Raw genomic sequence first — 24,720 nt, 5'->3', positions numbered from 1 at the left:
CCTTACGCGGCCTGGATGAGTTCGGCTCGCCCGAACAGGAGCGCGTGGCCGGAGGGGAGCTGGGCCAGGATGCGGGTCACCAGCTCGGGGCCCGCCAGCACGGCGACGGCGGCCAGGACGGCGCCGGTGTCCCAGCGCGTGGTGGCGAGGCTCGCCCCGGCTCGGCCGGCGAGGTCCTTGACCAGGCCCCAGCCGGTGAGGGGCTCGGGATCGGGGATCTGGGCGGTGAGGATGAGGGCTGCCTCGACGGGAAGGCGGGCGGCCAGTTCGACGCGTTCCTCCCCGGTCAGCTGCCTGCCGAGTCCGCCGAGGACCAGCCGCACGGCTTCCTCGGCGCGCTCCCGGGAGGGGTACGCGCCTTCGTAGCGGACCTTCTCCAGCATCTGGTGGTAGGTCATCGCGGGGAAGGGCCGGGTGGGTTCAGGTCGTTCGAACATCGCTGAGTGCGCGCCTTTCTCGTCGCGGAGGTCGTGTCGCGGGTGCCGGCAGCCGGACAGCACCCATGGGTGGTCTTGGGGCGGGCGGGGGAGCGGGCGCCGCTCCTGGCGCTCCTTGTCGCGCCCCGTCGGGCGCGGAGGACGGAGTCAGGGGGAGATGGCCCGTCCCCCGCGCCACTCGTGCGCGGCTGCGGCTCAGCCGCTGATTTCCTTGCGGGACGTGTCGTTCCCGACGGAGATCTTGCGGGGCTTGGCGCGCTCGGCGATCGGGATGCGCAGGGTCAGCACACCCGCGTCATAATCGGCCTTGATGCGCTCGGTGTCCAGCGTGTCGGCCAGCACGATCTGGCGGGAGAACACGCCCAGAGGCCGCTCCGACAGCTCCATCTGGACGTTTTCGGAAGGGGCGACCGGCCGGCGCTCGGCCTTCACGGTCAGCATGTTGCGTTCCACGTCGATGTCGATCGCCTCGGCGCTCACGCCGGGCAGATCGAAGGCCACCACGTACTCGTCGTCCTCGCGATAGGCGTCCATGGCCATCGCGGACGGCCGTGACCATGTGCCGGGGCCGACCAGCTGCTGGGCGATGCGGTCGAGCTCGCGGAAGGGGTCGGTGCGCATCAACATCGCGAAACACCTCCAGAAGGTCCGGGCAGTACCTGCCAATGCGCTTCACCTGCATCTGGTTGTAGCATGTCGTCCAATGGATGACAAGTTGCATGTCGTCCAAGCGATGACGCCGACAAGAGGAGGCCCCATGGCAGCGACCGGCCCCCCGGAACCGACCCGTGCCCAGCCCCACAAGCCCGCGTCCTTCCCTGCCGCGGCCGACGCCCTGGCCACCATCAGCGACGCCATGCGGGTCGCCCAGCAGACGGACACCGACGCGTCACCCACCCGTGCCGACCCCGAACAGGCCCTGGCCTCCCTGCTGTTGCTGCGCGAGGTCCGCGAACAGCTCGCCGCATGGGAAGCCGGCCTGATCGAGACGGCCCGTCACGCGGGCGCCAGCTGGGCCGACCTCGCCCATCCCCTGGGGGTCGCGAGCCGCCAGGCCGCCGAACGCCGCTATCTGCGTCAGCGCCCCGGCCCGACCGGTAGCACCGGCGAGCAGCGCGTGCAGGCCACCCGCCGACGCCGCGCCGCCGACCGCTCCCGCACCACCTGGGCCCGGACCAATGCCGCCGCCCTGCGGCGTCTCGCGGGCCAGGTCATGTCGCTCACCGGTCTACCGCCGCAAGCCCAGGTGCCGATCGGGCAGCTCGACGCGGCTCTCGCGGACGACGACCCCGCGGCCCTGATCGAGCCCCTGAACACGGCCCGCTCGTTCCTGGCACGCACCCACCCCGATGTCGCCGCACAGCTCGATGCCCTCACCGGACACCTCGACGAGGACCGCTCCGGCTGACCGGCTGACCGGCTGATCGGCTGCGCCACGTGCCCCGGCGGGGGTTTGCGGGGGCGACTGTGCTGAGGGACCGTTGACGTAGGACTTCTTCTAGGAGGCGCTTATGCCGGGCTCGCGAGACGCGGCTCACGGCGGGGCACTTCCCTACGTGCCGGCGCGCGGCGGAATCCCGGCCCTGCGCCGAGCCGCTGCCGACTGCCGCGGCTGCCCTCTGTACGCGGACGCCACGCAGACCGTGTTCGGTGCCGGTCGCGCCCGTGCTCGTCTCATGCTGGTCGGAGAGCAGCCGGGGGACCAGGAGGACAAGGCCGGTGAGCCGTTCGTGGGCCCGGCCGGGCACTTGCTCCGCAAGGCACTCGGCGAGGCCGGAATCGATGAGGAGCAGGCCTACTTCACCAACGCCGTCAAGCACTTCAAGTTCGCGCCCGTCACCGAGGGCCGCAAGCGCCGCATCCACAAGGCCCCCAACCTCAGGGAGCTCGCCGCCTGTCGCCCCTGGCTCGCGGCGGAGGTGAGACGGGTGAATCCGGAGCTGCTCGTCGCGCTCGGAGCGACCGCAGGCAAGTCCGTCCTTGGCAACTCCTTCAAGGTGACCGAGTCGCGCGGCGCTCTGCTCTGCTTGGCGTCGGGCCACGACCTCCCCCTGGCTGCCGACGAGGAGGGTGATGCCCACCGTCGCTTCCTCGCCACCGTGCACCCCTCGGCGGTGCTCAGGGCCAAGGACAGAGATGAGGCGTACGGGGGGCTTGTGTCGGACCTGCGGGTGGCCGCCCGTTTTCTTGACTGAGGCCGCCTGCCGGACGTCCCGGAACTCAGATGCCGGGAGACCCAGATGAGGCACAGGGGCAGCCCTGAGGCTTATGGCCCCCGGAGAGGAGCTGGAATGTCGAATCCACAGCAACCCGAGGTGCGGCGCAGCGGAAAGGGTGCCGCTACTCCCCAGGAGAGCGGGGAGAGAAAGGCATCGGAGCCCCGGACCTCCCAGGGCAAGGGCGGCGAGGCGCACGGAACTGACCGGGGTGCCAAGGGCGGGGGGAAGGGCGGCAGTACACCGCCGGAGCAGGCGCCCGACCATCCGTGACGAGCGGTAAGCCGGGGGGAATGCGCGTGCAGCGCATTCCCCCCACTGACGTGCGGACGAGTGACCTACCGGCGGCTGACGTACCGACGAACGACCGCCGGGCCCTGATCGGCGCAGCCGCTCGGGATGCGCTGCCGTAGGCGTCCCCGCACCCTGGAGGCATGGATTCCGCGCCGATAGTCGTGCACCCCCTCTCGCCCACCGGCGGGCGCAGGGTGACGGCGCGCGGGGAGATCCTCGGCCTCGCCCACAGCGACCACGACGTGGTCGAGTTCCTGCGGCGTGCGGGCCTGCCCGACGCGGAGGGGCTCCTCGATGATCCGGCGTGGGTGAAGTGGCGCGGTGGGCGAGCGCACCACTACGAAGCGGCCTGAAGAGCTGTCTGCTCTGCCGGGCAGTGGGGTACCCCCCCGACCGCCGGGACGATCCCGCAAATCACCCTCCAGTCATCCGTGCTGGGAGGATAGCCCTTGTGTCCTGGTTGCTGTTTGTATCGGCATGGGACGAACAGCGAGCAGTTCGACAGATCCTATGGTGCCGCTAAGGATCTCGTAATTCTGTCGACTATTTGCGATTCATGCCACACATCTTGCGCTCTCACCGTAATGGCGATTGAGTGCTGCCGTCGCCACCACGCCCCCGCCCCTGACGGCGTGCCGCGGATACGTCGAGATGTCATGAACGCGTCAGTCCCCGTACGTCGAGAGGAACACCGTGAGATGGAGACAGTGGAGCCGACGCAGCATCGGCGTCTGGCTCACCGCAGCCCTGTTGGCCGCCGGGATTCTGCCCGTGGCCGCCCACGCGGCGCCGACGGCGTCCAAAGCGGCCACGAACCTGGCACTGAAGAAGCCGATCGAGGCGTCCACGTCCACCCAGAACTACTACGCGCCCAACGCCAACGACGGCAGCACGAACACCTATTGGGAGTCCAGCGGACATCCGTCGACGCTGACCGTGAAGCTCGGCGCCGACGCAGAGCTCGACTCGGTCGTCCTCAAACTCAACCCGGACGCGGCCTGGGCGACCCGTAAGCAGAACATCGAGGTGCTCGGCCGCGCACAGTCCGCCGCCGACTTCAGCACGGTGAAGGCCCGTGCCGACTACACCTTCGACCCCACAGGCAACCGCAACAGTGTGACGATCCCGGTCTCCGGGCGCTATGCCGAGGTCCGGCTGAAGATCTACTCAAACAGCTCCGGGTACGGAGGCCAGGTCGCGGAGTTCGAGGTCAACGGCGCCCCGGCGCCCAACCCCGACCTGACCGTCGCAGACTTGAGCTGGCGGCCCGCGCAGCCCAGTGAGAGCGACGCCATCAAGGTCGACGCCACCGTGCGCAACACCGGTTCGGCGGCCTCGCCCGCCACCACCGTCGACGTCAGTCTGGGCGGAACGATCGCGGGCAACGCCGAGGTGGGCGCGCTCGGCGCCGGTGAGTCGGCCACGGTTCCGGTCGACATCGGCAAGCGGGCGCAAGGCAGTTACACGGTGTCCGCGGTGGTGGATCCCGGCGACACCGTCGCCGAGCAGAACAACGACAACAACAGCCGCACCGCCGACGCGAAACTGTCGGTCGGCCAGAGTCCGGGGCCCGACCTGGAGGTCACCGGCATCACGTCGAACCCGGCGAACCCCGCGGTCGGAGCCGACGTCACCTTCGCGGTGAAGGTGCGCAACCGCGGGACCAGCGCGGTGAGCGCCGGCTCGGTGACTCGCCTGACCGTGGGCGACAAGACGCTGAACGGCACAGCGCCCGCCATGGCCGCGGGCGGGAGCGCCACCGTCGACATCTCGGGCAAGTGGACAGCCACCAGTGGAGGCGCCACACTCACAGCCACCGCCGACGCCACGGACGTCGTGGACGAGACGAACGAGGAGAACAACGTCTTCGCGCGCTCCATCGTCATCGGGCGCGGCGCGGCGTCACCGTACGTCGCATACGAGGCCGAGGACGGCCGGTACGACGGAACGCTGCTGGAGGCGGACGCCGAGCGCACGTTCGGACACACGAACTTCGCCACCGAGTCCTCGGGGCGCAAGTCCGTGCGGCTCAACTCGACCGGCCAGCACGTGCAGTTCACCTCGACCAGCGCCACCAACTCCATCGTCGTACGCAACTCCATCCCCGACGCTCCGGGCGGCGGCGGCCAGGAGAAGACGTTGAGCCTCTACGCGGACGGCGAGTTCGTCCAGAAGCTGTCCCTGTCGTCCAAGCACAGCTGGCTGTACGGCAACACGGACCAGCCCGAGGGGCTGACCAACACCCCGGGCGGTGACGCCCGTCGCCTCTTCGACGAATCACACGCCCTGCTCACGCGGACCTACCCCGAAGGCACCACGTTCCGCCTGCAGCGTGACGCCGGTGACGACGCCGCGTACTACGCGATCGACGTGATCGATCTGGAGCAGGTGGCACCGGCGGCCAGCAAGCCCGCCTCGTGCAGGTCGATCACCGAGTACGGGGCGGTTCCCAACGACGGGATCGATGACGCGCACGCGATTCAGAAGGCGGTGACCGCCGACCAGAACGGCGACATCGACTGCGTGTGGATCCCGGCCGGACAGTGGCGCCAGGAGAGGAAGATCCTCACCGACGACCCGCTGAACCGGGGTCAGTACAACCAGGTGGGCATCAAGGACGTGACGGTCCGGGGCGCCGGCATGTGGCACTCACAGCTCTACTCGCTGACACCACCGCAGGACGCGGGCGGCATCAACCATCCGCACGAGGGCAACTTCGGCTTCGACATCGACGACAACACCAAGATCTCCGACATCGCCATCTTCGGTTCCGGCACCATCCGGGGCGGCGACGGCAACGCCGAGGGCGGCGTCGGTCTCAACGGCCGCTTCGGCAAGAACACCAAGATCGCGAACGTGTGGATCGAGCACGCCAACGTCGGCGCCTGGGTCGGCCGCGACTACAGCAACATCCCTGAGCTGTGGGGACCCGGCGACGGCCTGGAGTTCACCGGGATGCGCATTCGCAACACCTACGCGGACGGCGTCAACTTCACCAACGGCACCCGCAACTCGTCCGTCTTCAACTCGTCGTTCCGCAACACCGGTGACGACGCACTCGCCGTGTGGGCCAGCAAGTACGTCAAGGACCAGTCGACCGACATCGGCCACGACAACGTGTTCCGCAACAACACGGTGCAACTGCCGTGGCGTGCCAACGGCATAGCGGTGTACGGCGGTTACGGCAACAAGATCGAGAACAACCTGGTGTACGACACCATGAACTACCCCGGCATCATGCTCGCGACCGACCACGACCCGATTCCCTTCTCCGGGCAGACGCTGATCGCGAACAACGGGCTCTACCGCACCGGCGGGGCGTTCTGGAACGAGGACCAGGAGTTCGGCGCGATCACCCTGTTCGCCCAGGGCCCGAACATCCCGGGTGTCACGATCCGCGACACCGACATCCACGACTCGACGTACGACGGCATCCAGTTCAAGACGGGGGGAGGTGCCATGCCGGACGTGAAGATCAGCAACGTGACGATCTCCAAGTCCAACAACGGCTCCGGCATCCTCGCCATGGGCGGCGCGCGCGGCAGCGCGACGCTCAGCAACGTGAAGATCAGCGACTCACGAGACGGGGACGTCCTGATCGAGCCCGGCTCGCAGTTCGTGATCAACGGAGCGAACGCGCGCATCGACCCCGCGGTACCGGGGACCAGACAAGGGCTGTAGCGACCGGGCAAGAAGTTGTAGCGCTCCGTCGGCCGACTGAGTCATCCGGCCCGTTCGACCTGGCCGCCCGGATCTGTCTTCCAGGTCCGGGCGGCCGGGGGCCGCCGGGGCTGCCGTCAGCTCGGCTTTCTCTCCAGCGCGCGGACGCCCGGAGCGCAACTCTCCTTGAGCTCGTCGAGTTCGGCGGCCGTCAGCTGCTTCCCGGCGGAGCCGCGGCGGCTCGGGTCGAGCTGGGCGCAGGCACCGTCCAGCCACTGGCGGGAAGGTTCGACCCCGACGAACGTGGCGAGACGGGTGAGCTCCTCACGCGGGGAGTCGAGGAGGTCTTCGTAGGCGAGTGCCATGCGGTGAGCGGCGGGCAGGCCGTCGAGGAACCGTGCACCCTGGATGACGAGTTCGGACCACAGGGCGCCGAACCGGCGCAGGGGAAAGGTCCGGTCTCGTACGAGGGCGGGGTCGAACCGCTCGTCGAGCAGGGGCGCCAGATCGGGCGGCAGGGAGCGCACGTGCTCGTCGGTCAGGTCGCCGAAGTTCTCGACGCCCGTCCGTTCTTTGATCTCGCGCATCAAAGTGATCACGCGGTACCCGGGGTGACGGCTCATGGACAGAGCGCAGTCGGGTCCGTCCCGTAAGAGGTGCACGAACTTCGCGTGAGGGAAAGCGGCTCGCAGCCCGGGAGCCCAGCCCGTCGAGTAACCGGAGCGCTCCACGACGGCGGTGCGTCCCCATCGCCCGCCGAGCCACTCGAAGAGCGCTTCGTGGTGCTCGGCGGCGGGGCGGTCGGGCCAGTCGAGAACCGACGCGCGGATTTCGTCGAGCAGGCCGTCGGGGTCGTCGGTGAGGTGGGGCAACACCATGAGGGAGAGCGCGGGGATGCCGGCGCTCCGCGCCGTGTATCGCCCCGGACGGCGTGTGTAGAGGAACTCGGGCATAAGAAGCCCACTGCGGATCATGCTCGCGAAGTACGGGGTGGGCCGGAAAAGGGCCTCCCAGAATTCCGCGCCCGAGATCCGGCCCCGGCCTTCGGGGAAGGCCGCGTCACCGACGGAAGCCAGGTATTCGTTGAGGCTGAGTACGTCGGGGTGGGTGTTGAGGATGCGGGACAGAGCGGTGGAGCCGCTGCGGCCGGTACCGATGACGAAGGTCAGACTGCGCAAAGTCGCTCTCCGATGGCCGGGGTGGGGTTCCGGGGCTGCGTGCACCTCAGCACACCCCCGCCGAGGGCGCCAGAGGGCGTAGCACCCGCTCAAGCTCCCGGCGGTGGGCTCTCTCGGCTCGCGGGCGGCTGCCGGTCGCCTTGCGGGACCAGGCGTAGTCCCAGCGCACTCCGGAAGGGCCTGTCGCCGACCCACGCGGGCCGAACCTCCCGGCCCCCGATCCTCGCGCGCGGAGCCGGTGACGCTCGCTGCGTCTGCCGCACCCGCGGCTCTCGCTGGTGGCTGCCGCCGATGTCACCTGGCATCGCGCCTCTCCTCACCCTGGTCCGTACGGTCTCCCAGGGGGTGCCGCGGGGCGGCAGGGCGTATGCCGGGACTTTCTTCACTCACTTCTGGGACCTGGGGCACTTCTTTGTGGCCGCAAGGTCGAATGGGGGGCGGTCACGGTGTGGCTGTGCCGGGAAGGAGAACGGCTCAGTAGGCGGAGTCGACGTTGTCGATCGAGCCGTACTTGTCGGCGGCGTAGTTCGCGGCGGCGGTGATGTTGGCGACCGGGTCGGTCAGGTCATTCGGCGTGCCCTTGACGTGGTAGGCGTCGAAGGTGGGCTGAATGACCTGGAGCAGGCCCTTGGAGGGGGTGCCGTTCTGGGCATTCACGTCCCAGCCGTTCTGGGCGTTCGGGTCACCGGCGGACTCGCGCATGATGTTGCGGTGCAGACCCTCGTAGGAGCCGGGGATGCCCTTGGACTTCATGATGTCCAGGGACTCCTTGATCCAGCCGTCGAGGTTGTCGGCGTACTTCTTGTCGGCCGCGGCGGCCTGGGAGACCTGCTTGCTCACGGCGGCCGGCTCGGCTGCCTGGGCGGGGGAGGGGGCGACGGTGAGCAGAGCGGCGGCGGCTCCGGCCGTGGCGAGGCCCGCGATGGAGAACGAGCGGATACGGGCGGTGCGGGCGGTGCTGGTACGCGTGGTCATACGGGAGTGAACCTTTTCCATGGGGGACGTGGCGCGAGGCCGGTGCGTTCGGAATGGCGATGAATTCGCGCTGTCCGAGTTCCGAAACCCTGCGATGTCGACCATGGTTAGCGGCGAGGAGAAAGGGACGCAAGGATGTGACGTACTACCCGGTTACGTAGGTCTGCGCCAGGCGTTTTCGCCATGGGTGCGTTCCGGGTAATTCCACGGCCTGTGAGCGGCTCAGGCGTCTACTACCGCCCTTAGCGTGTGATGTGGCCCCTATGGGCGGGCTCACAAGCAGGGGCCGATTATGCCCGAGCATCCCACTTCTTATTCCTGATCGGTCTCCCGAATCTACTCAGAGGGCACAGACGGTGCTTCTGCAGTCGAATGACGGACCGCGCCGCTGCCACTCGTGGCTATTGACAGGGCCGATCGGGGCAGCGGCCCGACATCCGACACGTGAACCCGACGACTTCGGGTACCGGGCTCTTGCGCCCGGTTCGTCCTGGTCCCTCACGCGCCCGAGCGCCACGCACCCATCCGCACGCCCAACACATCCCCGCACCCCCGGGGCCCCGCACCCCCGAAAGGAAACAACGCCATGGCGACCAAGGTCTCCGACTACGTTCTGCAGCGCCTGCGCGAGTGGGACGTCGACCACGTCTTCTCCTACGCCGGCGACGGGATCAACGGTCTCCTCGCCGCGTGGGGCCGCGCGGACAACAACCCGAAGTTCGTGCAGGCCCGGCACGAGGAAATGGCCGCGTTCGAGGCGGTGGGGTACGCCAAGTTCTCCGGCAAGGTCGGCGTCTGTGCCGCCACGTCGGGCCCCGGAGCCATCCACCTGCTGAACGGCCTGTACGACGCGAAGCTGGACCACGTACCCGTGGTCGCCATCGTGGGACAGACCAACCGGAGCGCGATGGGCGGCTCCTACCAGCAGGAAGTCGACCTGCTGAGCCTCTACAAGGACGTCGCGTCCGACTTCTGCGAGATGGTGACGGTCCCCGAGCAGCTGCCCAACGTGCTCGACCGGGCCATGCGCACGGCGTACGCCAAGCGGACGGTCACCGCGGTGATCATCCCCGCGGACGTCCAGGAGCTGGAGTACACGCCCCCGACGCACGCGTTCAAGATGGTCCCCTCCAGCCTCGGCCTGAGCAGCTATGCCCCGGCCCCCGCCCCCAAGGACGTCGAACGGGCAGCCGAGGTGCTCAACTCCGGCGAGAAGGTCGCCATCCTGGTCGGCCAGGGCGCACGCGGCGCCCGCGCCGAGGTCGAGCGGCTCGCGGACCTGCTGGGCGCCGGAGTGGCCAAGGCACTGCTCGGCAAGGACGCCTTTCCCGACGATCTGCCGTATGTGACCGGTTCCATCGGCCTGCTCGGCACGCGGCCCTCGTACGAGATGATGCAGGAGTGCGACACCCTGCTCGTGATCGGCTCCAGCTTCCCGTACAGCCAGTTCCTGCCGGAGTTCGACCAGGCCCGCGCGGTGCAGATCGACATCGACCCCTTCATGATCGGACTGCGGTATCCGTTCGAGGTCAACCTCGTCGGTGACGCGCGCGCGACCCTCGAAGCCCTCATCCCGCGGCTGAAGCGCAAGAAGCACGGCGCCTGGCGCAAGAAGATCGAGAAGGACACCGCCCGGTGGTGGGAGGTCATGCAACGGCGCGCCGCGGTGGACGCCGACCCGGTCAACCCCGAATACGTCGTGCACGCCCTCGACGCCCTGCTGCCGGACAACGTGATGCTCGCCGCCGATTCCGGTTCGGCCGCGAACTGGTACGCCCGCCACCTGCGCATGCGTGGCGAGATGCGCGGCTCGCTGTCCGGCACGCTCGCCACGATGGGCCCGGGCGTGCCCTACGTCATCGGCGCCAAGTTCGCCCATCCCGGCCGGCCCGCCCTCGCGATCGTCGGGGACGGCGCCATGCAGATGAACGGCCTGGCCGAACTCATCACCGTCGCCAAGTACTGGCAGGAGTGGGAAGACCCGCGGCTGATCGTCGCCGTCCTGAACAACCAGGACCTCAACCAGGTCACCTGGGAGATGCGCGCCATGTCCGGCGCCCCGCAGTTCCTGCCCTCGCAGGCGCTGCCCGATGTCCCGTACGCCGACTTCGCCCGCACGATCGGCCTCGAAGGCGTACGGGTGGAGAAGCCGGGCGACGTGGAGTCCGCGTGGCACCGGGCCCTGGGCGCCGACCGGCCGTTCGTCATCGACTTCCGGACCGATCCCGCCGTCCCGCCGATCCCTCCGCACGCCACCCTCGACCAGATCGAGGCAGCGGCCCTGTCGCTCCTCAAGGGCGACAGCGACAAGACCGCGGTCGTGCGCCAGGGGTTCAAGGCCAAGGTCCAGGAAATGCTGCCCGGCCGCCGCCGGGAGTCCGGTCCCGGCGGCGAGCAGGGACCGGCAGGCAAGTGACCTGACGCGAGGACCGCGGCGGTCCACCGCGTCCGGTGAACGACCGGGCACCGATGCCGAGGGAGGCGCATGACCCGCCCGCACCAGTCGCACGACGGCGTACCCCCACCGCACGTACTGCGCGAATACGCGCTGCTCGCCGACGGTGAACGCGGCGCGCTGGTCGGGCCCGAGGGCGACATCGTATGGATGTGCGCACCGCGCTGGGACTCCGGCGCGGTGTTCTCCGCCCTCATCGGTGGCGCGGGCCACTACACCGTCGCCCCTCGCGACCGGTTCGTCTGGGGTGGCTACTACGAGGAAGGCACCCTGATCTGGCGCAGCCGCTGGGTGACCACCACCGGCGTCATCGAATGCCGTGAGGCGCTCGCCTTCCCCGGCGACACGCGACGGGCCGTGCTGCTGCGCAGGATCACCGCCGTCGAGGGCGAGGCGCGTGTCACCGTACGTCTCGATCCGCATGCCGACTTCGGTGACAGCCCGCCCCGGCACGTGCGCCGCGGCGACTCGGGCGTGTGGACCGGACACGCGGGCCCCCTGCGCTGGCGCTGGACGGGCGCCACAGCGGCCCGCCCCGTCCGCGCCGCTCTGCGCACGACGGGACTGGAAGCCGACCTCGTGCTGTCGCCCGGCGGCCACCACGACCTGGTCCTCGAACTCTCCGACGCGGAACTCGGCCACCCCGTCGACGCGGACCGGGCGTGGAACGCCACGGAACTCGCCTGGAAACGCGCGGTGCCCCCGCTGCCCGCCTCCCTGGCACCCGCGGACGCCCGGCACTCGTGCACCGTGCTGCGCGGCCTCACCAGCTCGACGGGCGGCATGGTCGCGGCGGCCACGACCAGCCTCCCCGAGCGGGTCGGAGCGGGGCGCAACTACGACTACCGGTACGTGTGGATCCGCGACCAGTGCTATGCCGGGCAGGCCGCCGCTGTCGCGGGCGACCATGCCCTCACCGACGGCGCCGTACGGTTCGTCTCCGCACGTCTGCACGCCGACGGGCCCCGCATGGCGCCCGCCTACACCGTCACCGGCGATCAGGTCCCGGACCAGAAATGCCTGCAGCTTCCCGGCTATCCGGGAGGCCACGACCTCACCGGCAACTGGGTCAACCACCAGTTCCAGCTCGACGCGTTCGGCGAGGCGCTGCTGCTCTTCGCCGCCGCGGCCCGGGCGGACAGGCTCGACAGCGACGGCTGGCGCGCGGCGGGCATCGCGGCCGACACCATCGCCCGGCGCCGGGGCGAACCGGACGCGGGGATCTGGGAGCTGGACGACCGCGTCTGGACCCACAGCCGTCTCATCTGCGCTGCGGGCCTGCGCTCCATGGCGACGTACGCGTCGCCGGCGCGCGCCGCCCGGTGGGCCTTTCTCGCCGACACGCTGGTCGCCGAGACGTCCGCGACCAGCACGCACCCCACCGGACGCTGGCAGCGCGCCGCCGACGACCCCGGCCTCGACGGGGCGCTGCTGATCCCGCCGATCCGCGGTGCGCTGCCCGCCGCCGACGCGAGGACCGTGCGGACGCTGGAGGCCTACCGCGAGCAACTGACCGACGACTACTACGCCTACCGCTTCCGCCACGACGAACGGCCCCTCGAAGAAGCCGAGGGCGCCTTCCTGCTGTGCGGATACGTCATGGCGCTCGCCGAACACCAGCAGGGAAACCAGGCGGAGGCCCTGCGCTGGTTCGAGCGCAATCGGGCCGCCTGCGGGCCGCCCGGCCTCTTCACGGAGGAGTACGACATCAGCCAGCGACAGCTCCGCGGCAACGTGCCGCAGGCCTTCGTCCACGCCCTGATGCTCGAATCCTCCGTCCGCCTCACCACAGCACCCGGATCGGAAGGAAAGCCGTCATGACGAAGGCCGTTGTCATCACCGGAGCGAGCGCGGGGATCGGCCGGGCCACGGCCCGCGCGTTCGGGGCGCGCGGCGACGACGTCGTCCTGCTGGCCAGAGGCCGGGCCGGACTCGACGCGGCGGCTCGCGAGGTCGAGGAAGCCGGCGGGCGCGCGCTCGTCGTTCCCACGGACGTCGCCGACCACCACGCGGTCGAAGCGGCGGCCGACGCGGCCGTGCGGGCCTTCGGCCGCATCGACATCTGGGTCAACGCCGGGTTCACCTCGGTCTTCGCGCCCTTCACCGAGATCACGGCGGAGGAGTACGAACGCGTCACGCGGGTGACCTACCTGGGGTTCGTCAACGGCACCCGGACCGCGCTGGCCCATATGACGCCCCGTGACACCGGCACCATCGTGCAGGTCGGTTCCGCGCTCGGCGCGCGATCCATCCCCCTGCAGTCCGCCTACTGCGGGGCCAAGCACGCCATCAACGGCTTCACTTCATCGGTACGCACCGAACTCATGCACCAGGGCAGCGGCATCCGGATCACCGTGGTCCAGATGCCCGCCGTCAACACCCCTCAGTTCTCCTGGGTCCTCTCCCGGCTGCCCCGCCGACCGCAGCCGGTGGCCCCGATCTACCAGCCCGAAGTCGCTGCGGACGCCGTCCTGCAAGCCGCCGATCACCCCGGCCGCAAGCAGTACTTCGTAGGGTCCAGTACGGCGGCGACCCTCGTCGCCAACAAGATCGCACCGGGGTTGCTCGACAGATATCTCGCGCGCACCGGATATGACGCCCAGCAGACCGACGAGGCGGCGCAGCAGAACCGCAGAAACAACCTCTTCCACCCGGTGGACGACGACACCGACTACGGGGCGCACGGCTCCTTCGATCAGGAATCCCGCCGACGCGACCCGCAGCTCTGGGCTTCCCGGCATCCGGCGCTCGCCGCCGTCGCGGCGGCGGGCGCCGCGTGCGGAGCGGTGGCGCTCGGCGCGCGGCGCCGGGGGAAGAGGTGAGAGCGGCGGGTGTGACAGCGGACGTCCTGGGCACCCGGGCGGAGAGAAAGTGCCGCACCGTCCGGCGCCGGCGCAGAAGGGGCCGGACGAGTTCACGAGGAAAGGTGTCATCTGTGTCGCGAGTCGAAGAGTCCATCGCGGTCAATGTGCCGGTCCGCACGGCATACAACCAGTGGACCCAGTTCGAGACGTTCCCCGAGTTCATGGAAGGTGTGCAGCGGATCGAACAGCGCACCGACGAACTCACCCACTGGGTGACGAAGATCGACGGCGTGGAGCGGGAGTTCGACGCCACGATCACCGAGCAGATCCCGGACGAGCGCGTGGCGTGGACCACGGTGGAGGGCCAGGCCAAGCAGGCCGGCGTCGTCACCTTTCACCGCCTGGACGACACGCACACCAAGGTCATGCTGCAGATGGACTACGCCCCCGAAGGCCTGGCCGAGACGGTCGGCGACAAGCTCGGCTTCATCAAGCGGCAGGTCACCGGCGACCTGGGACGGTTCAAGCAGTTCATCGAGCAGCGTGGTGGCGTGGAGACCGGCGCCTGGCGTGGCGAGGTCTGACCCCTACCAGGCAAGGCGAGGCCCGGACCACTTGGTCCGGGCCTCGCCTCTTGGTGCGGGCCTTCGCCGTCCTGGTCCGGCCCTTCGCCGTCGTTGCCGAAATCTTGGTCAGCCCGACCGCTCGGCGGAAGCCGAGGCGGTCGCGGTCTGCGCCGAACCTCCGTGGTCCGGCAGGTGGTACACGTTGAACGCCTTGCGGATGACCGGCTGCGCGACGTTGCGGACCGGTACGCCGCCGCTGGTCATGCCGTGCTCGCTACCCGCGTGCGCGTGGCCGTGGACGGCCAGGTCCGCGCCCGCCTCGTCGACCGCCTCGGCCAGGAGATAGCTGCCGAGGAACGGGTAGATCTCCAGGGGCTCGCCCGCCAAGGTGTCCGGCACCGGCGCGAAGTGCATGAGCGCCACCCGGGCCTCGCACTCCTGCTCCGCCAGTTCGCGCAGCGACGTCCGCAGCCCGTCGGCGCAGCGGCGGGTGTACCGGATGAACTCCTTCATCATGGGTTCGCCGAACTCGCTGCCGCTGCGGCCGATGAACCCCCCGCCGAAGCCCTTGGTGCCCGCCACCCCCACCCGCTTGCCGTCGGCCTCGACGACCGTGCCCTGTCCCTCGAGCACCTGGACGCCCGCCTCGCGCAGGATGGAGGTGACCTCCTCGGGCCGCTCGTCGTGATGGTCGTGGTTGCCGAGCACCGCGACGACCGGGACCGCCAGACCGGTGACCTCCCGGGCCACCACGCGGGCCTCTTCCGGCGTGCCGTGACGAGTGAGGTCCCCCGCGAGGAGCAGCAGGTCCGCACAGTCGGGGAGGGTCTCGAAGGCGGGCCTGAGCACGCCCTGGCTGTCGAGGCCCATATGGATGTCCCCCACGGCTGCGACGCGGATCATGCGAGCTCCTCGGGGTGGTCGGGGGCCGATGATTCGGCCACCACGATGTCGAAGTGGATCGTCAGGCCGTCAAGCTCCTCGTTCACGGTGCGCCGCAGTTCATCGCGGCAGTGCGTCGTGGGCACGGTCCCGGCGACCATCACGGACGGTCCACGGCTCTCGATGCGGATGCCGAGCTCGCCCAGCTCCTCGGCGGCGAGCCGCTCCTTGAGGTGGGCGATGCGATAGTCGGCATGTGCCTGGTCGTTCATCGGTCTCCTCCTTCCGGTGCGTTTCCTTGCGGTGCGATGACCTGCAGGCGCTCCAGCAGATACAGGAACGCCGCCGGCATCGGCGCATCCCCGCAATCACGGCGGACCGCCTCCCAGTCGATCTTCTCGCGCAGTTGCCGTGCGATCGGCAGGACGGCGCCGAAGTCGCAGTGATGCTCGGAGAAGGCGGCGAGCAGGGCCCGCACCAGGTCCGTCGGCGCCAGGACCGGCATCTGCACCGAGTCCACCGGCAGCTCCGAGGCGCGGCCGAGGAGCTCGGCGTTGACCGGCTGGTGGGCCAGCTCGAAGATGAGGTCGATGTCCTGCCCCAGGCACTTGGCCTTGAGCAGCCAGTCCTCCGGCGGCGCGTACACGGTCAGCCCGGCATCGGTCAGGGTCGCCGCGACCGCCTCGGCGTCCTCGGGCTTGATGCAGAAGTCGGCGTCGTGCTGGAGGTTCCCGGTCCCGCCGTGCGCGTATGCGGCGACGCTGCCGGCGAGGGCGAAGTCGTGCCCGCCCCTCTTGAGTACGGCACCGACCTGCTTGGCCGCCTCGAGGATGGCCTGGTTGAGGTCAGGGGGAAGTTCCTCCGCGGGAGCCTGCTCTGTTCTCACCTCGATGGGCTCTCCCGCCGAGGACCGTTCGGTGACCGGCTTCTGCCGGTCGTCGGTGAGGGGGCCTGGGGTGGCGTCTTCCGCGTTCCGCGTCACCTGCTGCTCCGTTTCCGGACACCGGCTGCTGCACTGATCGCGCAGGTCGGCAGTCTCCGACGATCTCCGATCCAGGCACATCCGATACCCGGTCCGCCGACTTCTATCCGGCCCGGTCCACTGTGCGGCGCCGCCGCGCACCGGTGCGCGGGGTGTCGCCCTTCCCCCCTGCCGCAGGGTGACGGCGGCGAGGGCTGTGTCCTCTCCTGGAATCTCAGGGCCGCCGCCATTCATCGCTCTGGAGGTGGGAACCGGCCTGGGGGCCCATCCGCACCATGCCGCCGTCCGCGACCCAGGACGCGCCGGTCACGTACGAGGAATCGGGCCCTGCGAGGAACGCGATGACGGCGGCGATCTCACGGGCGTCACCGGGCCGGCCGAGCGGGATGCCGGGGCGGCTCACACCATGCACGTCCGTGTTCTCCTGCCCGGTCATCGGGGTGGCGATCTCACCGGGCGCGACGGAGTTGACGGTGATGCCGTGCTCCGCGAGTTCCAGGGCCATCACCTGCGTCAGCAGCCCGAGCCCGCCCTTGGCGGCGCAATAGGGAGCCGCGCCCACGCGGGGCTGGTGTTCGTGCACCGAGGTCACGTTGACGATCCGCCCGGCGTCACCCTGCTGGATCATGCGGCGGGCGGCGAGCTGGCTGCACAGGAACGGGCCGACGAGGTCGACGTCGAGGACTCGTACGACATCCTCGTGCTTCAGGTCCAGGAACGGGGTCGAGGTGCCTGTGCCTGCGTTGTTGACCAGGACGTCGATGCGGCCGAGCCGCTCCGCGAGCTCGTCGACCACCTGCGCGGCATCGGGCAGCCGGGACAGGTCCATCTGGGCGACGGCCGCGCGCCGGCCGTGCCCGCGTACCTCCTCGGCCGTCCTCTCGGCGCCTTCCTGATCGCTGTGCCAGGTGATCCCGACGTCCATCCCGGCCTCGGCGAGACGGACTGCCGTCGCCCGGCCGATGCCGGAGTCAGCGCCGGTGACGACGGCCGCTCTGGCGGTGGCGGTGGTGTGGTCGGTCATGCAACCTCCTCGTGTGCCGGGCCCCGGGCGGTCGGCGGACCGTGGGGCGTCAGGTCGGGCCGTCGGGCATATCACTGGGGACCCTGGGTCCAGGTTCGGTCATGCACGCTTCCGGGTCTCCTTGAGAACGCGAGGCAACCATCGCGTGGGGCCCGTACGGGTTGCGGTGGGAGAAGTGAGCGGCGAGCTGCGCCGAACACCCCGAACCCAGGTCTGACGCCGCGCTGTGGGGGGCACTCCTGAATCATGCGCGAGAAGCGGCGGCTGAGGACGAGCCACGTCGACAAACCCGGGATCTCCCGCGTCCGTTCGGGACGCGGATTTCGCTACAAGGACGCTTCCGGGCGCCCCATCACCGACCCCGAGGAGAAGGAGCGCCTGCGGCGGCTCGTCATCCCGCCGGCCTGGGAGAACGTCTGGATCTGTCCCTGGCCCAACGGACACCTGCAGGCTGTCGGCACCGACGCGGCGGGCAGGCGCCAGTACCTGTACCACCCGCAGTTCCGCGAGCGGCAGGAGGCGGCGAAGCACGACCACGTGCTGGAGGTCGCCCGCGCGCTCCCCGAGGTGCGCGCGCACGTGACAAAGGACCTCGGCCGCCGCGGTCTCTGCCGCGAACGCGTCATCGCCTGCGCCGCCCGCCTGCTCGACCTCGGGTTCTTCCGCGTCGGAAACGAGTCCTACCGGCGGGACAACGGCACGTACGGACTGACCACCCTGCTCAAGGAACACGCTTCCTGCCACGCTGGGGAGGTCACTCTCACGTATCCGGCGAAGTACTCCAAGACGCAGACCCGCGCGCTCGTCGATCCGCCCGCCTGCAAGGTGCTGCGCGCCCTGCTGCGCCGGGACGACGGTGGCGAACGGCTGTTCGCCTATCGGCAGGGCGGGACCTGGCACGAGCTGAACGCCGCCGAACTCAACGACTACCTTCGCGAGTGCGCGGGCGAGGACATCACCGCGAAGGACTTCCGCACCTGGCACGCGACCGTCCTCGCGGCGGTCGCCCTCGCCGTGTCCGCACCCGTCGCCGACGAGTCCCGCACCGCACGCAAGGGCGCCGTCACCCGGGCCGTCCGCGAGGTCAGTCAGTACCTGGGCAACACGCCCGCGGTGTGCCGGGCCTCCTACATCAACCCGCGCGTCATCGAGCTCTTCGAGGAGGGCCGCACGATCGCCCCCGCGTTGGAGCAGCTGGGCGACGGGGCCGAGTTCGGGCACCCGGCGACCCAGGGAGCCATCGAGGAGGCGGTGCTGCGGCTGCTGACGTGACGCGGCGGCGCGGTCACGCGGCGTCTTGCAGGACCTCGTCGCGGAGCCGGTCGCAGCTCTGGCTGATGAGCCGTGAGACGTGCATCTGTGAGATGCCGAGCTGTTCCGCGATGCGGCTCTGCGTCATGTCGTCGAAGAAGCGCATGTAGAGGATGGCGCGCTCCCGCTCGGGGAGGGCCCGCAGGCAGGGCTTGACGGCCTCGCGGTCGACGGCGACGTCCATCGCGGGCTCCGGGGAGCCCAGCGTGTCGAGGAGTGAGTAGCCGTCCTCACCGCCCGGCTGCTCGGCGTCCAGGGACAGTGCCTTGAAGCTGTCGAGCGCCGTGAGGCCCTTGCGTGCCTCCTCTTCGCTCAGGGCTGCCCGGTCGGCGATCTCCTTGCAGGTCGGAGCAGGACCCGCGCCCGTTCCGGCCAGTTCTTGCTGGGCGACGCGCACTCGGTTGCGCAGCTCCTGGATGCCGCGCGGCACGTGCAGGGTCCACATGTGGTCACGGAAGTGCCGCTTGATCTCACCGTTGATCGTGGGGATGGCGTAGCTCTCGAAGGCGTTGCGGCGCTCGGGGTCGTAGCGATTGACCGCTTTGACCAGGCCAAGAGCCGCGACCTGGCACAGGTCCTCGTAGCTCTCGCCGCGGTTGCGGAACCGGCCCGCGAGCCGCTCGGCCATGGGCAGCCACGCGGAGACGAGCTGCTGGCGCAGCCTGTCCCGCTCGGGGCCGTGGGGGAGCCTGCACAGCTTGCGGAAGTCGGCTGCGGTGTCCGGGGCGTCGTGGTGGTCGTGACGGGGGGAGCGCTTTGCCGCTGCGTTGGTGGGCATCAGGTTTTCCACTTCCTGAACAGAGGTGCAGTGGGACCAGTCGCCGTGGAAGCGCGCGCCCGCTGCGTCTGAGCACCTCCGAATGAACGGCCGCACGGGCGGCCTCCACGGGTGTGCCTTCTGTCCGAAGCACTGTGATCTCGCCTGCCCTTGCGGGTGGCGGGCAAACCCCTGCCTCAGGCACCTCCCGGCGCGTCAGGAGTCCGGATGCGCCGCGTCCTTGAGTTTCCAGCCGTGCCCGGAGCAGCCCTCGGGCGGCGGCGGAAAACGGTGGCCGCGTACGTCGGTGCTGTAGCCGTGGTGCTGTTGGCAGTCGCACTCGTAGATCCCGGAATCGGGGACGATCTCGCCCGGGTTGTAGACCTGTTTCTCGCTGTCGCTCATGGTTCCGGTCTAAGGCCGCGCCTGCGCTTCTCGCGACTCGGGTACGCCGGATGGGCCCTTCACTGTCAGCGACCTCTCCCAACGCGCGGGCCCGCTCATCGAGCTGGCCCTCCCATGCCGACAGCCTGGTCTCGCGTCGATCCGCTGCGGCTTCCCGTGCGTCCGCGGCGGCTTCGCGCTCGTCGGCCAGCAACTCCCGCTCGGTCGCCAGCCGCTCGCCCGATAAGCCCTCAGGCCGACAGTGTGGCCCTCGCCACGCGTGTTCGGCACCTGGCGTCGTGCTCCGAGCGGATATGGCGCGGATTCCGCGGGTCGGGCGTGCCGACCAATTTTGTGTACGGGGGCCTGACCGACGGTTCGCCGGTCAGGCCCCGGACTTCGAGGGTGCTCAGCGCTTGAGCATGAAGGCGAAGTCGCCGGAGAGCTTGCCGCTCAGCCGGACTGCGGAAACGACCTTCCCCTCGGCGATCAGTCTCCCGACCTCGGCCCGCGAAAGACCGCAGCCTTCAGCGATCAGGCGCGTCGGCCGGACAGGGATTCGCGCCGCGAAGCGGACCGAGACGTCGATCACCTCGCGGTCCACATGATCCGAACCACCGGTGTCGAGGCGCCAGGCGTCGTGCCAGTCGAGCGCGACGCGATTGCGACGCCGCACGGCCGGGTCCTGGAGCAGCTCGGCTGCCAGGCCAAGGTCGTTGTCGTGCATCCGGTCCAGCAGCCGAGGCCGCACGGAGCGCACATTCACCCGCTCCAGGACCGTGAGCTTCGCCGTGTCCCCGCAAGTGTCACAGAGCACGAGGAGCCAGGCGTCGAGAACCTTGTGGTTCGCGTTGACGCGGAATTTGCCGTTGGCCCGGAAGCGACCGGACGCGCACGCGTGGCAGCGGCGCAGAACGGTCGGCAGGCAGGTGGGCATGACCACCCAGTTGTTGAGCACAGAAGTACACCGGTTTCAGTGAGAAGTCCGCAGCAAAAAGAAGCGCGGCGCACAGGCGCGACGCGCGACGATTCAGCACTTGGGGGGACTCACACGGTGTACAACGGGCACGTCCTTGCCTGGACAACTCGGTTCGGCAGCACGCTAACCACGCACGACCCCGCCGCACCACTGGTTTTTCGGCGCTTTCATGGCTGTCGCGGCACCTGATCGGGCTATCAGCCCGTGCCGTCGAGGACCGGGCGTTCAAGAGTGGTCGCATGACCGAGCGCTCATGACGCAGCCAGCCCGCCGCCCCCCGCCGGTCGGCGAACGCGTCCTGGCCTCCCTCGTCCTGACCGTCGCCGAACTGCGTCGCCGGCTCATGGAGCGCCGAGCCGTGCGCCGGTTCTACGCGGGCGACCTCACCGACCAACAAGAGGAGAGAGTCGGCACCGCGCTCATGCTCCTCGACGAACGCGTGACCGACCTCTGCGAGTGGCACGGACTGCGTCGCGAAGACCTCGATCCCGACCTGGGACCGCTCGGCTCCCTGCTGCCCCACGGCTGACGTCATGCATTACTCGGCCATTCCCAGGTACCCGAGGTGATCACCGGGCACCGGCTTCCTGTGGCGGGACGGACAGCAGTGTGACCAGCCTGGTAAAGGGCCCATAAAGGGGTCCATGGACAGAAGCAGTACGCCACCGAACTTAGGAGGCGCGTGAGAATGCGCGCACTGACATGGCACGGCAAGCGCGATGTTCGCGTCGAGGAGGTCCCCGACCCTCGCATCGAGAAGCCCGACGACATCATCGTCCAGGTGACCTCGACGGGGATCTGCGGTTCGGACCTCCATCTCTACGAGATCTTCGGACCGTTCCTCGAGCCGGGTGACATCCTCGGGCACGAGACGATGGGCGTGGTCGCCGAGACCGGCCCCGACGTCACGGGCGTGGCGGTCGGAGACCGCGTGGTGATCCCCTTCAACGTCTCCTGCGGCAGCTGCTGGATGTGTGACCGCGGGCTGCACTCGCAGTGCGAGACGACCCAGGTCACCTCCATGGGCAGCGGCGGCTCCCTCTTCGGGTACACCAAGCTCTACGGCCAAGTCCCTGGCGGGCAGGCCGAGTTGCTGCGGGTCCCGTTCGGGAACACGCTGCCCATCAAGGTGCCCGACGGGCCGCCCGACGACCGGTTCGTCTACCTCTCCGACGTGCTGCCCACCGCGTGGCAGGCCGTCGCGTACGCCGACATTCCCGCGGGCGGCAGCGTCACCGTGCTGGGCCTCGGGCCCATCGGCGACATGGCCGCCCGCATCGCGCGCCTGCGTGGCGCTGAACTCGTCATCGGCGTCGACCTGGTCGACGATCGCCTCGAACGGGCCCGGCGCCACGGCGTGACCGTCCTGGACCTGCGCGAGCACGAGAAGGATCTGGGCGACGCCGTCCGCGATCTCACCCAGGGCCGGGGCACGGACGCCGTTATCGACGCGGTCGGCCTCGAAGCGCACGGCGCGCCCGTCGCGCAAGCCGCGCAGTGGGCCACCGGTCTCCTGCCCGACAAGCTGGCCCGACCGATGATGCAGAAAACGGGCGTCGACCGCATGAGCGCCCTGTTCGCGGGCATCGACATCGTCCGCCGCGGTGGCACGCTCTCCATCAGCGGCGTCTACGGCGGTGCCGCGAGCCCCATGCCGCTCCTGAAGATGTTCGACAAGCAGCTGCAGGTGCGGATGGGGCAGGCCAACGTCTGGCGCTGGATCGACGACATCCGCCCCCATCTCACCGACGACGACCCCCTGGACGTCGACGGCTTCGCCACGCACCACCTGCCCCTGCAGGACGCGCCCCAGGCGTACGCGACCTTCCAGGCGAAGGAAGACGGCATGATCAAGACGCTCCTGAAGCCTTGATCCCGTCCAGTCCCGCGCCGCCACACCACCGGTCGGCGCACTCGAGGAGTACGCGATGACACGCTACGGATACTTCCTGGCGAGCGAGGAGTTCTCGCCGGCGGAAATGCTCGACCAGGCCAGGGCCGCGGAACAGGCGGGCTTCGAATGCCTGGCCATCTCCGACCACTTCCACCCGTGGACCGGAGAACAGGGAAACAGCGCGTTCGTCTGGACGGTGATCGGCGCCCTTTCCCAGGTGACCTCACTGCCCGTCACCACGTTCGTGACCTGTCCCACCGTCCGTATGCACCCGGCGCTGAACGCACAGGCCGCCGCAACAGCTGGGGTGGTCACAGGCAGCCGCTTCCGGTTCGGCGTGGGCAGCGGGGAGGCGCTCAACGAGCACGTCCTGGGCGATGCGTGGCCGGCCGTGGACGTACGCCTGGAGATGCTCGAAGAAGCGGTACAGGTCATCCGCGACCTGCTGACCGGCGACCAGATCACCCACCGGGGCCGCCACTACACCGTGGAGAACGCCCGCCTCTACACGACCCCGGACGAACCCGTGCCGATCTACGTCTCCGGGTTCGGCCAGAAGGCCGCGGCCCTGGCCGGACGCATCGGGGACGGGTTCGTCACGATGACGCCGGACGAGGAGCTGATCGGTCGGTTCCGCCGCGCGGGCGGCGGTCAGAAACCGGTCCTCGGAGGTCTCAAGGTCTGCTGGGGCACTGACCGCGCGCAGGCCGTCAAGACGGTGCACCGCAAGTGGCCGAGCCAGTTCCTTCCGGGAGAGCTCGGCCAAGTACTGCCCGACCCGGCCCACTTCGAACAGGCCTCGACCCTCGTCACGGAGGAGACCGTCGCCGAGCAGGCGGTCTGCGGAGACGACGTGGACGAGCATGTGTCCGCCGTCTCCGCGTACACCGAGGCCGGTTTCGACGAGGTGTACGTCGGTCAGATCGGGCCCGAGCAGCAGGGCTTCTTCGACTTCTACCGCGGCGAGGTGCTGCCACGGCTGCGCGCGGCCTGAAGGCGGGTGCCCGAAGTGACCACGACCGCCCTGCGCGTGCTGACGATGAACATCCTCGAACCTCGTTACGCGGACGGCCCCGCACGGCGTCGTGTCCTGGCCGACGCCGTCGCCGCGGCCGACCCGGACGTGCTGGCGTTGCAGGAGGTGGTCGCGGAGGACGCGCGGGGACTTGCCGCGGACGGCTGGAACGTGCTGCCGCACCCGCACACCTCGCCGGACGGCGTCGGCGCGCTGCTCGCCGCCCGCGCCCCGCTCGGCCGCGTCCGCACCGACGCCCTCCAGGTGTCCGAGCGGACGGCTCGCACACCCTGGTGCGGTGTCGTCGCCGCCGAGGCGGCTTACGACGATCCGCTCGGCGGCGTCCTCCTCGTCCATCACAAGCCCAGCTGGCCCTACGGCTTCGAGGCCGAGCGGGAAGCGCAGGCGAGGGCAGCCGCGATGCTGGCCGAGGAGATGCTCGCCGAAGGGACGCAGCGGCTGCGGCACGCCCTCCTGCTGGGTGACCTCGATGCCGGGCCGGAGGCCGCGAGCCTGCGGTTTCTGCGGGGCTTGCAGTCTCTGGACGGGGTGAGCGTCTGTTACCAGGACGCGTGGGAGGCGGCGCACCCCGGGCTTCCGGGCCACACCTTCAGCCCGCGCAACCCGCTGGTACGAGCGGGCGACATGCCGCTGGAGCCGGGGCGACGCATCGATCACGTCATGGCACGCTGCGGTCTCCACGGACCGACCCTGCGTGTGGCCGCCTGCGAGCTGTTCCTCGACCGGCCCGTGGCGGGCGTGCAGGCGAGTGACCACTACGGCGTGCTGACCGACTACGCACCGGCCGAACGGGAGCCGGGCGCGTGGGCGCGCGCGGACCTGCCTCGGGGATGACCGGGAAGATGCCCGCTTCTCGGTACCGCTCCTCGATCTCGCTCCAGTCGTA

At 69.8% G+C, this 24,720-nt stretch carries 24 protein-coding genes; 13 read left to right on the top strand and 11 right to left on the bottom strand.

Annotated features, from left to right (window positions below; translation table 11 throughout):
- Positions 1–2: 2 nt before the first annotated feature.
- Together AB0I94_RS22260 and AB0I94_RS22255 are read right to left on the bottom strand one after the other, a co-directional pair.
- Positions 3–437, bottom strand: a complete 435-nt coding sequence (locus AB0I94_RS22260; RefSeq protein WP_363311329.1) for a DUF2267 domain-containing protein — start codon at positions 435–437, stop codon at positions 3–5.
- A 195-nt stretch (positions 438–632) separates the two neighbouring features.
- On the bottom strand, positions 633–1,064 hold the full coding sequence (locus tag AB0I94_RS22255) for an Hsp20/alpha crystallin family protein (RefSeq protein ID WP_363311328.1): 432 nt from the start codon (positions 1,062–1,064) through the stop codon (positions 633–635).
- 130 nt (positions 1,065–1,194) lie between these two features.
- Between AB0I94_RS22255 and AB0I94_RS22250 the strand changes: the two genes are divergently transcribed.
- From AB0I94_RS22250 to AB0I94_RS22235, 4 genes are all read left to right on the top strand, one after another.
- Complete coding sequence (locus tag AB0I94_RS22250; RefSeq protein ID WP_363311327.1) at positions 1,195–1,845, top strand: type III effector protein; 651 nt, start codon at positions 1,195–1,197, stop codon at positions 1,843–1,845.
- A gap of 103 nt (positions 1,846–1,948) precedes the next feature.
- Complete coding sequence (locus tag AB0I94_RS22245; protein ID WP_363311326.1) at positions 1,949–2,632, top strand: UdgX family uracil-DNA binding protein; 684 nt, start codon at positions 1,949–1,951, stop codon at positions 2,630–2,632.
- A gap of 455 nt (positions 2,633–3,087) precedes the next feature.
- On the top strand, positions 3,088–3,300 hold the full coding sequence (locus tag AB0I94_RS22240) for a hypothetical protein (protein WP_363311324.1): 213 nt from the start codon (positions 3,088–3,090) through the stop codon (positions 3,298–3,300).
- Positions 3,301–3,640: 340 nt separating this feature from the next.
- Positions 3,641–6,628 (top strand): CARDB domain-containing protein, encoded by a 2,988-nt coding sequence (locus AB0I94_RS22235; protein WP_363311323.1) that lies wholly within the window; start codon positions 3,641–3,643, stop codon positions 6,626–6,628.
- A gap of 116 nt (positions 6,629–6,744) precedes the next feature.
- On the opposite strand, the gene AB0I94_RS22230 is transcribed toward AB0I94_RS22235, so the two are convergent.
- Both AB0I94_RS22230 and AB0I94_RS22225 read right to left on the bottom strand, forming a co-directional pair.
- Positions 6,745–7,785 carry a sulfotransferase gene (locus tag AB0I94_RS22230; RefSeq protein WP_363311322.1) on the bottom strand — a complete coding sequence of 347 codons (1,041 nt, stop codon included), beginning with the start codon at positions 7,783–7,785 and terminating at the stop codon, positions 6,745–6,747.
- 474 nt (positions 7,786–8,259) lie between these two features.
- On the bottom strand, positions 8,260–8,760 hold the full coding sequence (locus AB0I94_RS22225; protein WP_363311321.1) for a transglycosylase SLT domain-containing protein: 501 nt from the start codon (positions 8,758–8,760) through the stop codon (positions 8,260–8,262).
- A 586-nt stretch (positions 8,761–9,346) separates the two neighbouring features.
- Between AB0I94_RS22225 and AB0I94_RS22220 the strand changes: the two genes are divergently transcribed.
- From AB0I94_RS22220 to AB0I94_RS22205, 4 genes are all read left to right on the top strand, one after another.
- Positions 9,347–11,176, top strand: coding sequence for a thiamine pyrophosphate-requiring protein (locus AB0I94_RS22220; protein WP_363311320.1), 1,830 nt, complete (start codon positions 9,347–9,349; stop codon positions 11,174–11,176).
- Between the two features lie 69 nt (positions 11,177–11,245).
- The gene (locus tag AB0I94_RS22215) at positions 11,246–13,036 is read left to right on the top strand and encodes a glycoside hydrolase family 15 protein (RefSeq protein ID WP_363311319.1); all 1,791 of its coding nucleotides are present in this window, start codon (positions 11,246–11,248) and stop codon (positions 13,034–13,036) included.
- Complete coding sequence (locus AB0I94_RS22210; RefSeq protein ID WP_363311318.1) at positions 13,033–14,037, top strand: SDR family oxidoreductase; 1,005 nt, start codon at positions 13,033–13,035, stop codon at positions 14,035–14,037. Before AB0I94_RS22215 ends, AB0I94_RS22210 begins: the two co-directional genes overlap by 4 nt.
- 113 nt (positions 14,038–14,150) lie before the next feature.
- Entirely contained in the window at positions 14,151–14,603 is a 453-nt protein-coding gene (locus AB0I94_RS22205) for an SRPBCC family protein (protein WP_363311317.1), read from the top strand.
- A gap of 108 nt (positions 14,604–14,711) precedes the next feature.
- On the opposite strand, the gene AB0I94_RS22200 is transcribed toward AB0I94_RS22205, so the two are convergent.
- The 4 genes from AB0I94_RS22200 to AB0I94_RS22185 all read right to left on the bottom strand — a co-directional run bounded on the left by AB0I94_RS22200 (position 14,712) and on the right by AB0I94_RS22185 (position 17,473).
- Positions 14,712–15,488, bottom strand: a complete 777-nt coding sequence (locus AB0I94_RS22200) for a metallophosphoesterase (protein WP_363311316.1) — start codon at positions 15,486–15,488, stop codon at positions 14,712–14,714.
- Positions 15,485–15,739, bottom strand: coding sequence for a hypothetical protein (locus AB0I94_RS22195; protein WP_363311315.1), 255 nt, complete (start codon positions 15,737–15,739; stop codon positions 15,485–15,487). Before AB0I94_RS22195 ends, AB0I94_RS22200 begins: the two co-directional genes overlap by 4 nt.
- Positions 15,736–16,359 carry a hypothetical protein gene (locus AB0I94_RS22190; protein WP_363311435.1) on the bottom strand — a complete coding sequence of 208 codons (624 nt, stop codon included), beginning with the start codon at positions 16,357–16,359 and terminating at the stop codon, positions 15,736–15,738. The genes AB0I94_RS22195 and AB0I94_RS22190 overlap by 4 nt, the downstream gene beginning before the upstream one ends.
- A gap of 304 nt (positions 16,360–16,663) precedes the next feature.
- Positions 16,664–17,473: an SDR family oxidoreductase gene (locus tag AB0I94_RS22185; protein ID WP_363311314.1), complete on the bottom strand. Its 810-nt coding sequence runs from the start codon at positions 17,471–17,473 to the stop codon at positions 16,664–16,666.
- Positions 17,474–17,719: 246 nt separating this feature from the next.
- Between AB0I94_RS22185 and AB0I94_RS22180 the strand changes: the two genes are divergently transcribed.
- Positions 17,720–18,745: a DNA topoisomerase IB gene (locus AB0I94_RS22180; RefSeq protein WP_363311313.1), complete on the top strand. Its 1,026-nt coding sequence runs from the start codon at positions 17,720–17,722 to the stop codon at positions 18,743–18,745.
- 13 nt (positions 18,746–18,758) lie between these two features.
- Here the strand turns inward: AB0I94_RS22180 and AB0I94_RS22175 are convergent, their stop codons facing one another.
- From AB0I94_RS22175 to AB0I94_RS22165, 3 genes are all read right to left on the bottom strand, one after another.
- A complete protein-coding gene (locus AB0I94_RS22175) occupies positions 18,759–19,562 on the bottom strand; it encodes a SigB/SigF/SigG family RNA polymerase sigma factor (RefSeq protein WP_363311312.1) in 804 nt (267 codons plus the stop codon).
- 195 nt (positions 19,563–19,757) lie between these two features.
- The gene (locus AB0I94_RS22170) at positions 19,758–19,946 is read right to left on the bottom strand and encodes a hypothetical protein (RefSeq protein WP_363311311.1); all 189 of its coding nucleotides are present in this window, start codon (positions 19,944–19,946) and stop codon (positions 19,758–19,760) included.
- A 388-nt stretch (positions 19,947–20,334) separates the two neighbouring features.
- Positions 20,335–20,883, bottom strand: a complete 549-nt coding sequence (locus AB0I94_RS22165; RefSeq protein WP_363311310.1) for a DUF1062 domain-containing protein — start codon at positions 20,881–20,883, stop codon at positions 20,335–20,337.
- A 274-nt stretch (positions 20,884–21,157) separates the two neighbouring features.
- On the opposite strand from AB0I94_RS22165, the gene AB0I94_RS22160 reads away from it, so the two are divergent.
- The 4 genes from AB0I94_RS22160 (at position 21,158) to AB0I94_RS22145 (ending at position 24,668) form a co-directional block, all read left to right on the top strand.
- Entirely contained in the window at positions 21,158–21,433 is a 276-nt protein-coding gene (locus AB0I94_RS22160; RefSeq protein ID WP_363311309.1) for a gas vesicle protein K, read from the top strand.
- Between the two features lie 159 nt (positions 21,434–21,592).
- Positions 21,593–22,777, top strand: coding sequence for a zinc-dependent alcohol dehydrogenase (locus tag AB0I94_RS22155; protein WP_363311308.1), 1,185 nt, complete (start codon positions 21,593–21,595; stop codon positions 22,775–22,777).
- A 55-nt stretch (positions 22,778–22,832) separates the two neighbouring features.
- Positions 22,833–23,792 (top strand): TIGR03557 family F420-dependent LLM class oxidoreductase, encoded by a 960-nt coding sequence (locus tag AB0I94_RS22150; protein WP_363311307.1) that lies wholly within the window; start codon positions 22,833–22,835, stop codon positions 23,790–23,792.
- Between the two features lie 15 nt (positions 23,793–23,807).
- On the top strand, positions 23,808–24,668 hold the full coding sequence (locus AB0I94_RS22145; RefSeq protein ID WP_363311306.1) for an endonuclease/exonuclease/phosphatase family protein: 861 nt from the start codon (positions 23,808–23,810) through the stop codon (positions 24,666–24,668).
- Positions 24,669–24,720: the final 52 nt, after the last annotated feature.

It is taken from the genome of Streptomyces sp. NPDC050147 (genome assembly GCF_040660195.1).
Taxonomy (GTDB): domain Bacteria; phylum Actinomycetota; class Actinomycetes; order Streptomycetales; family Streptomycetaceae; genus Streptomyces.
This window is presented reverse-complemented; position numbering and strand designations above follow the sequence as displayed.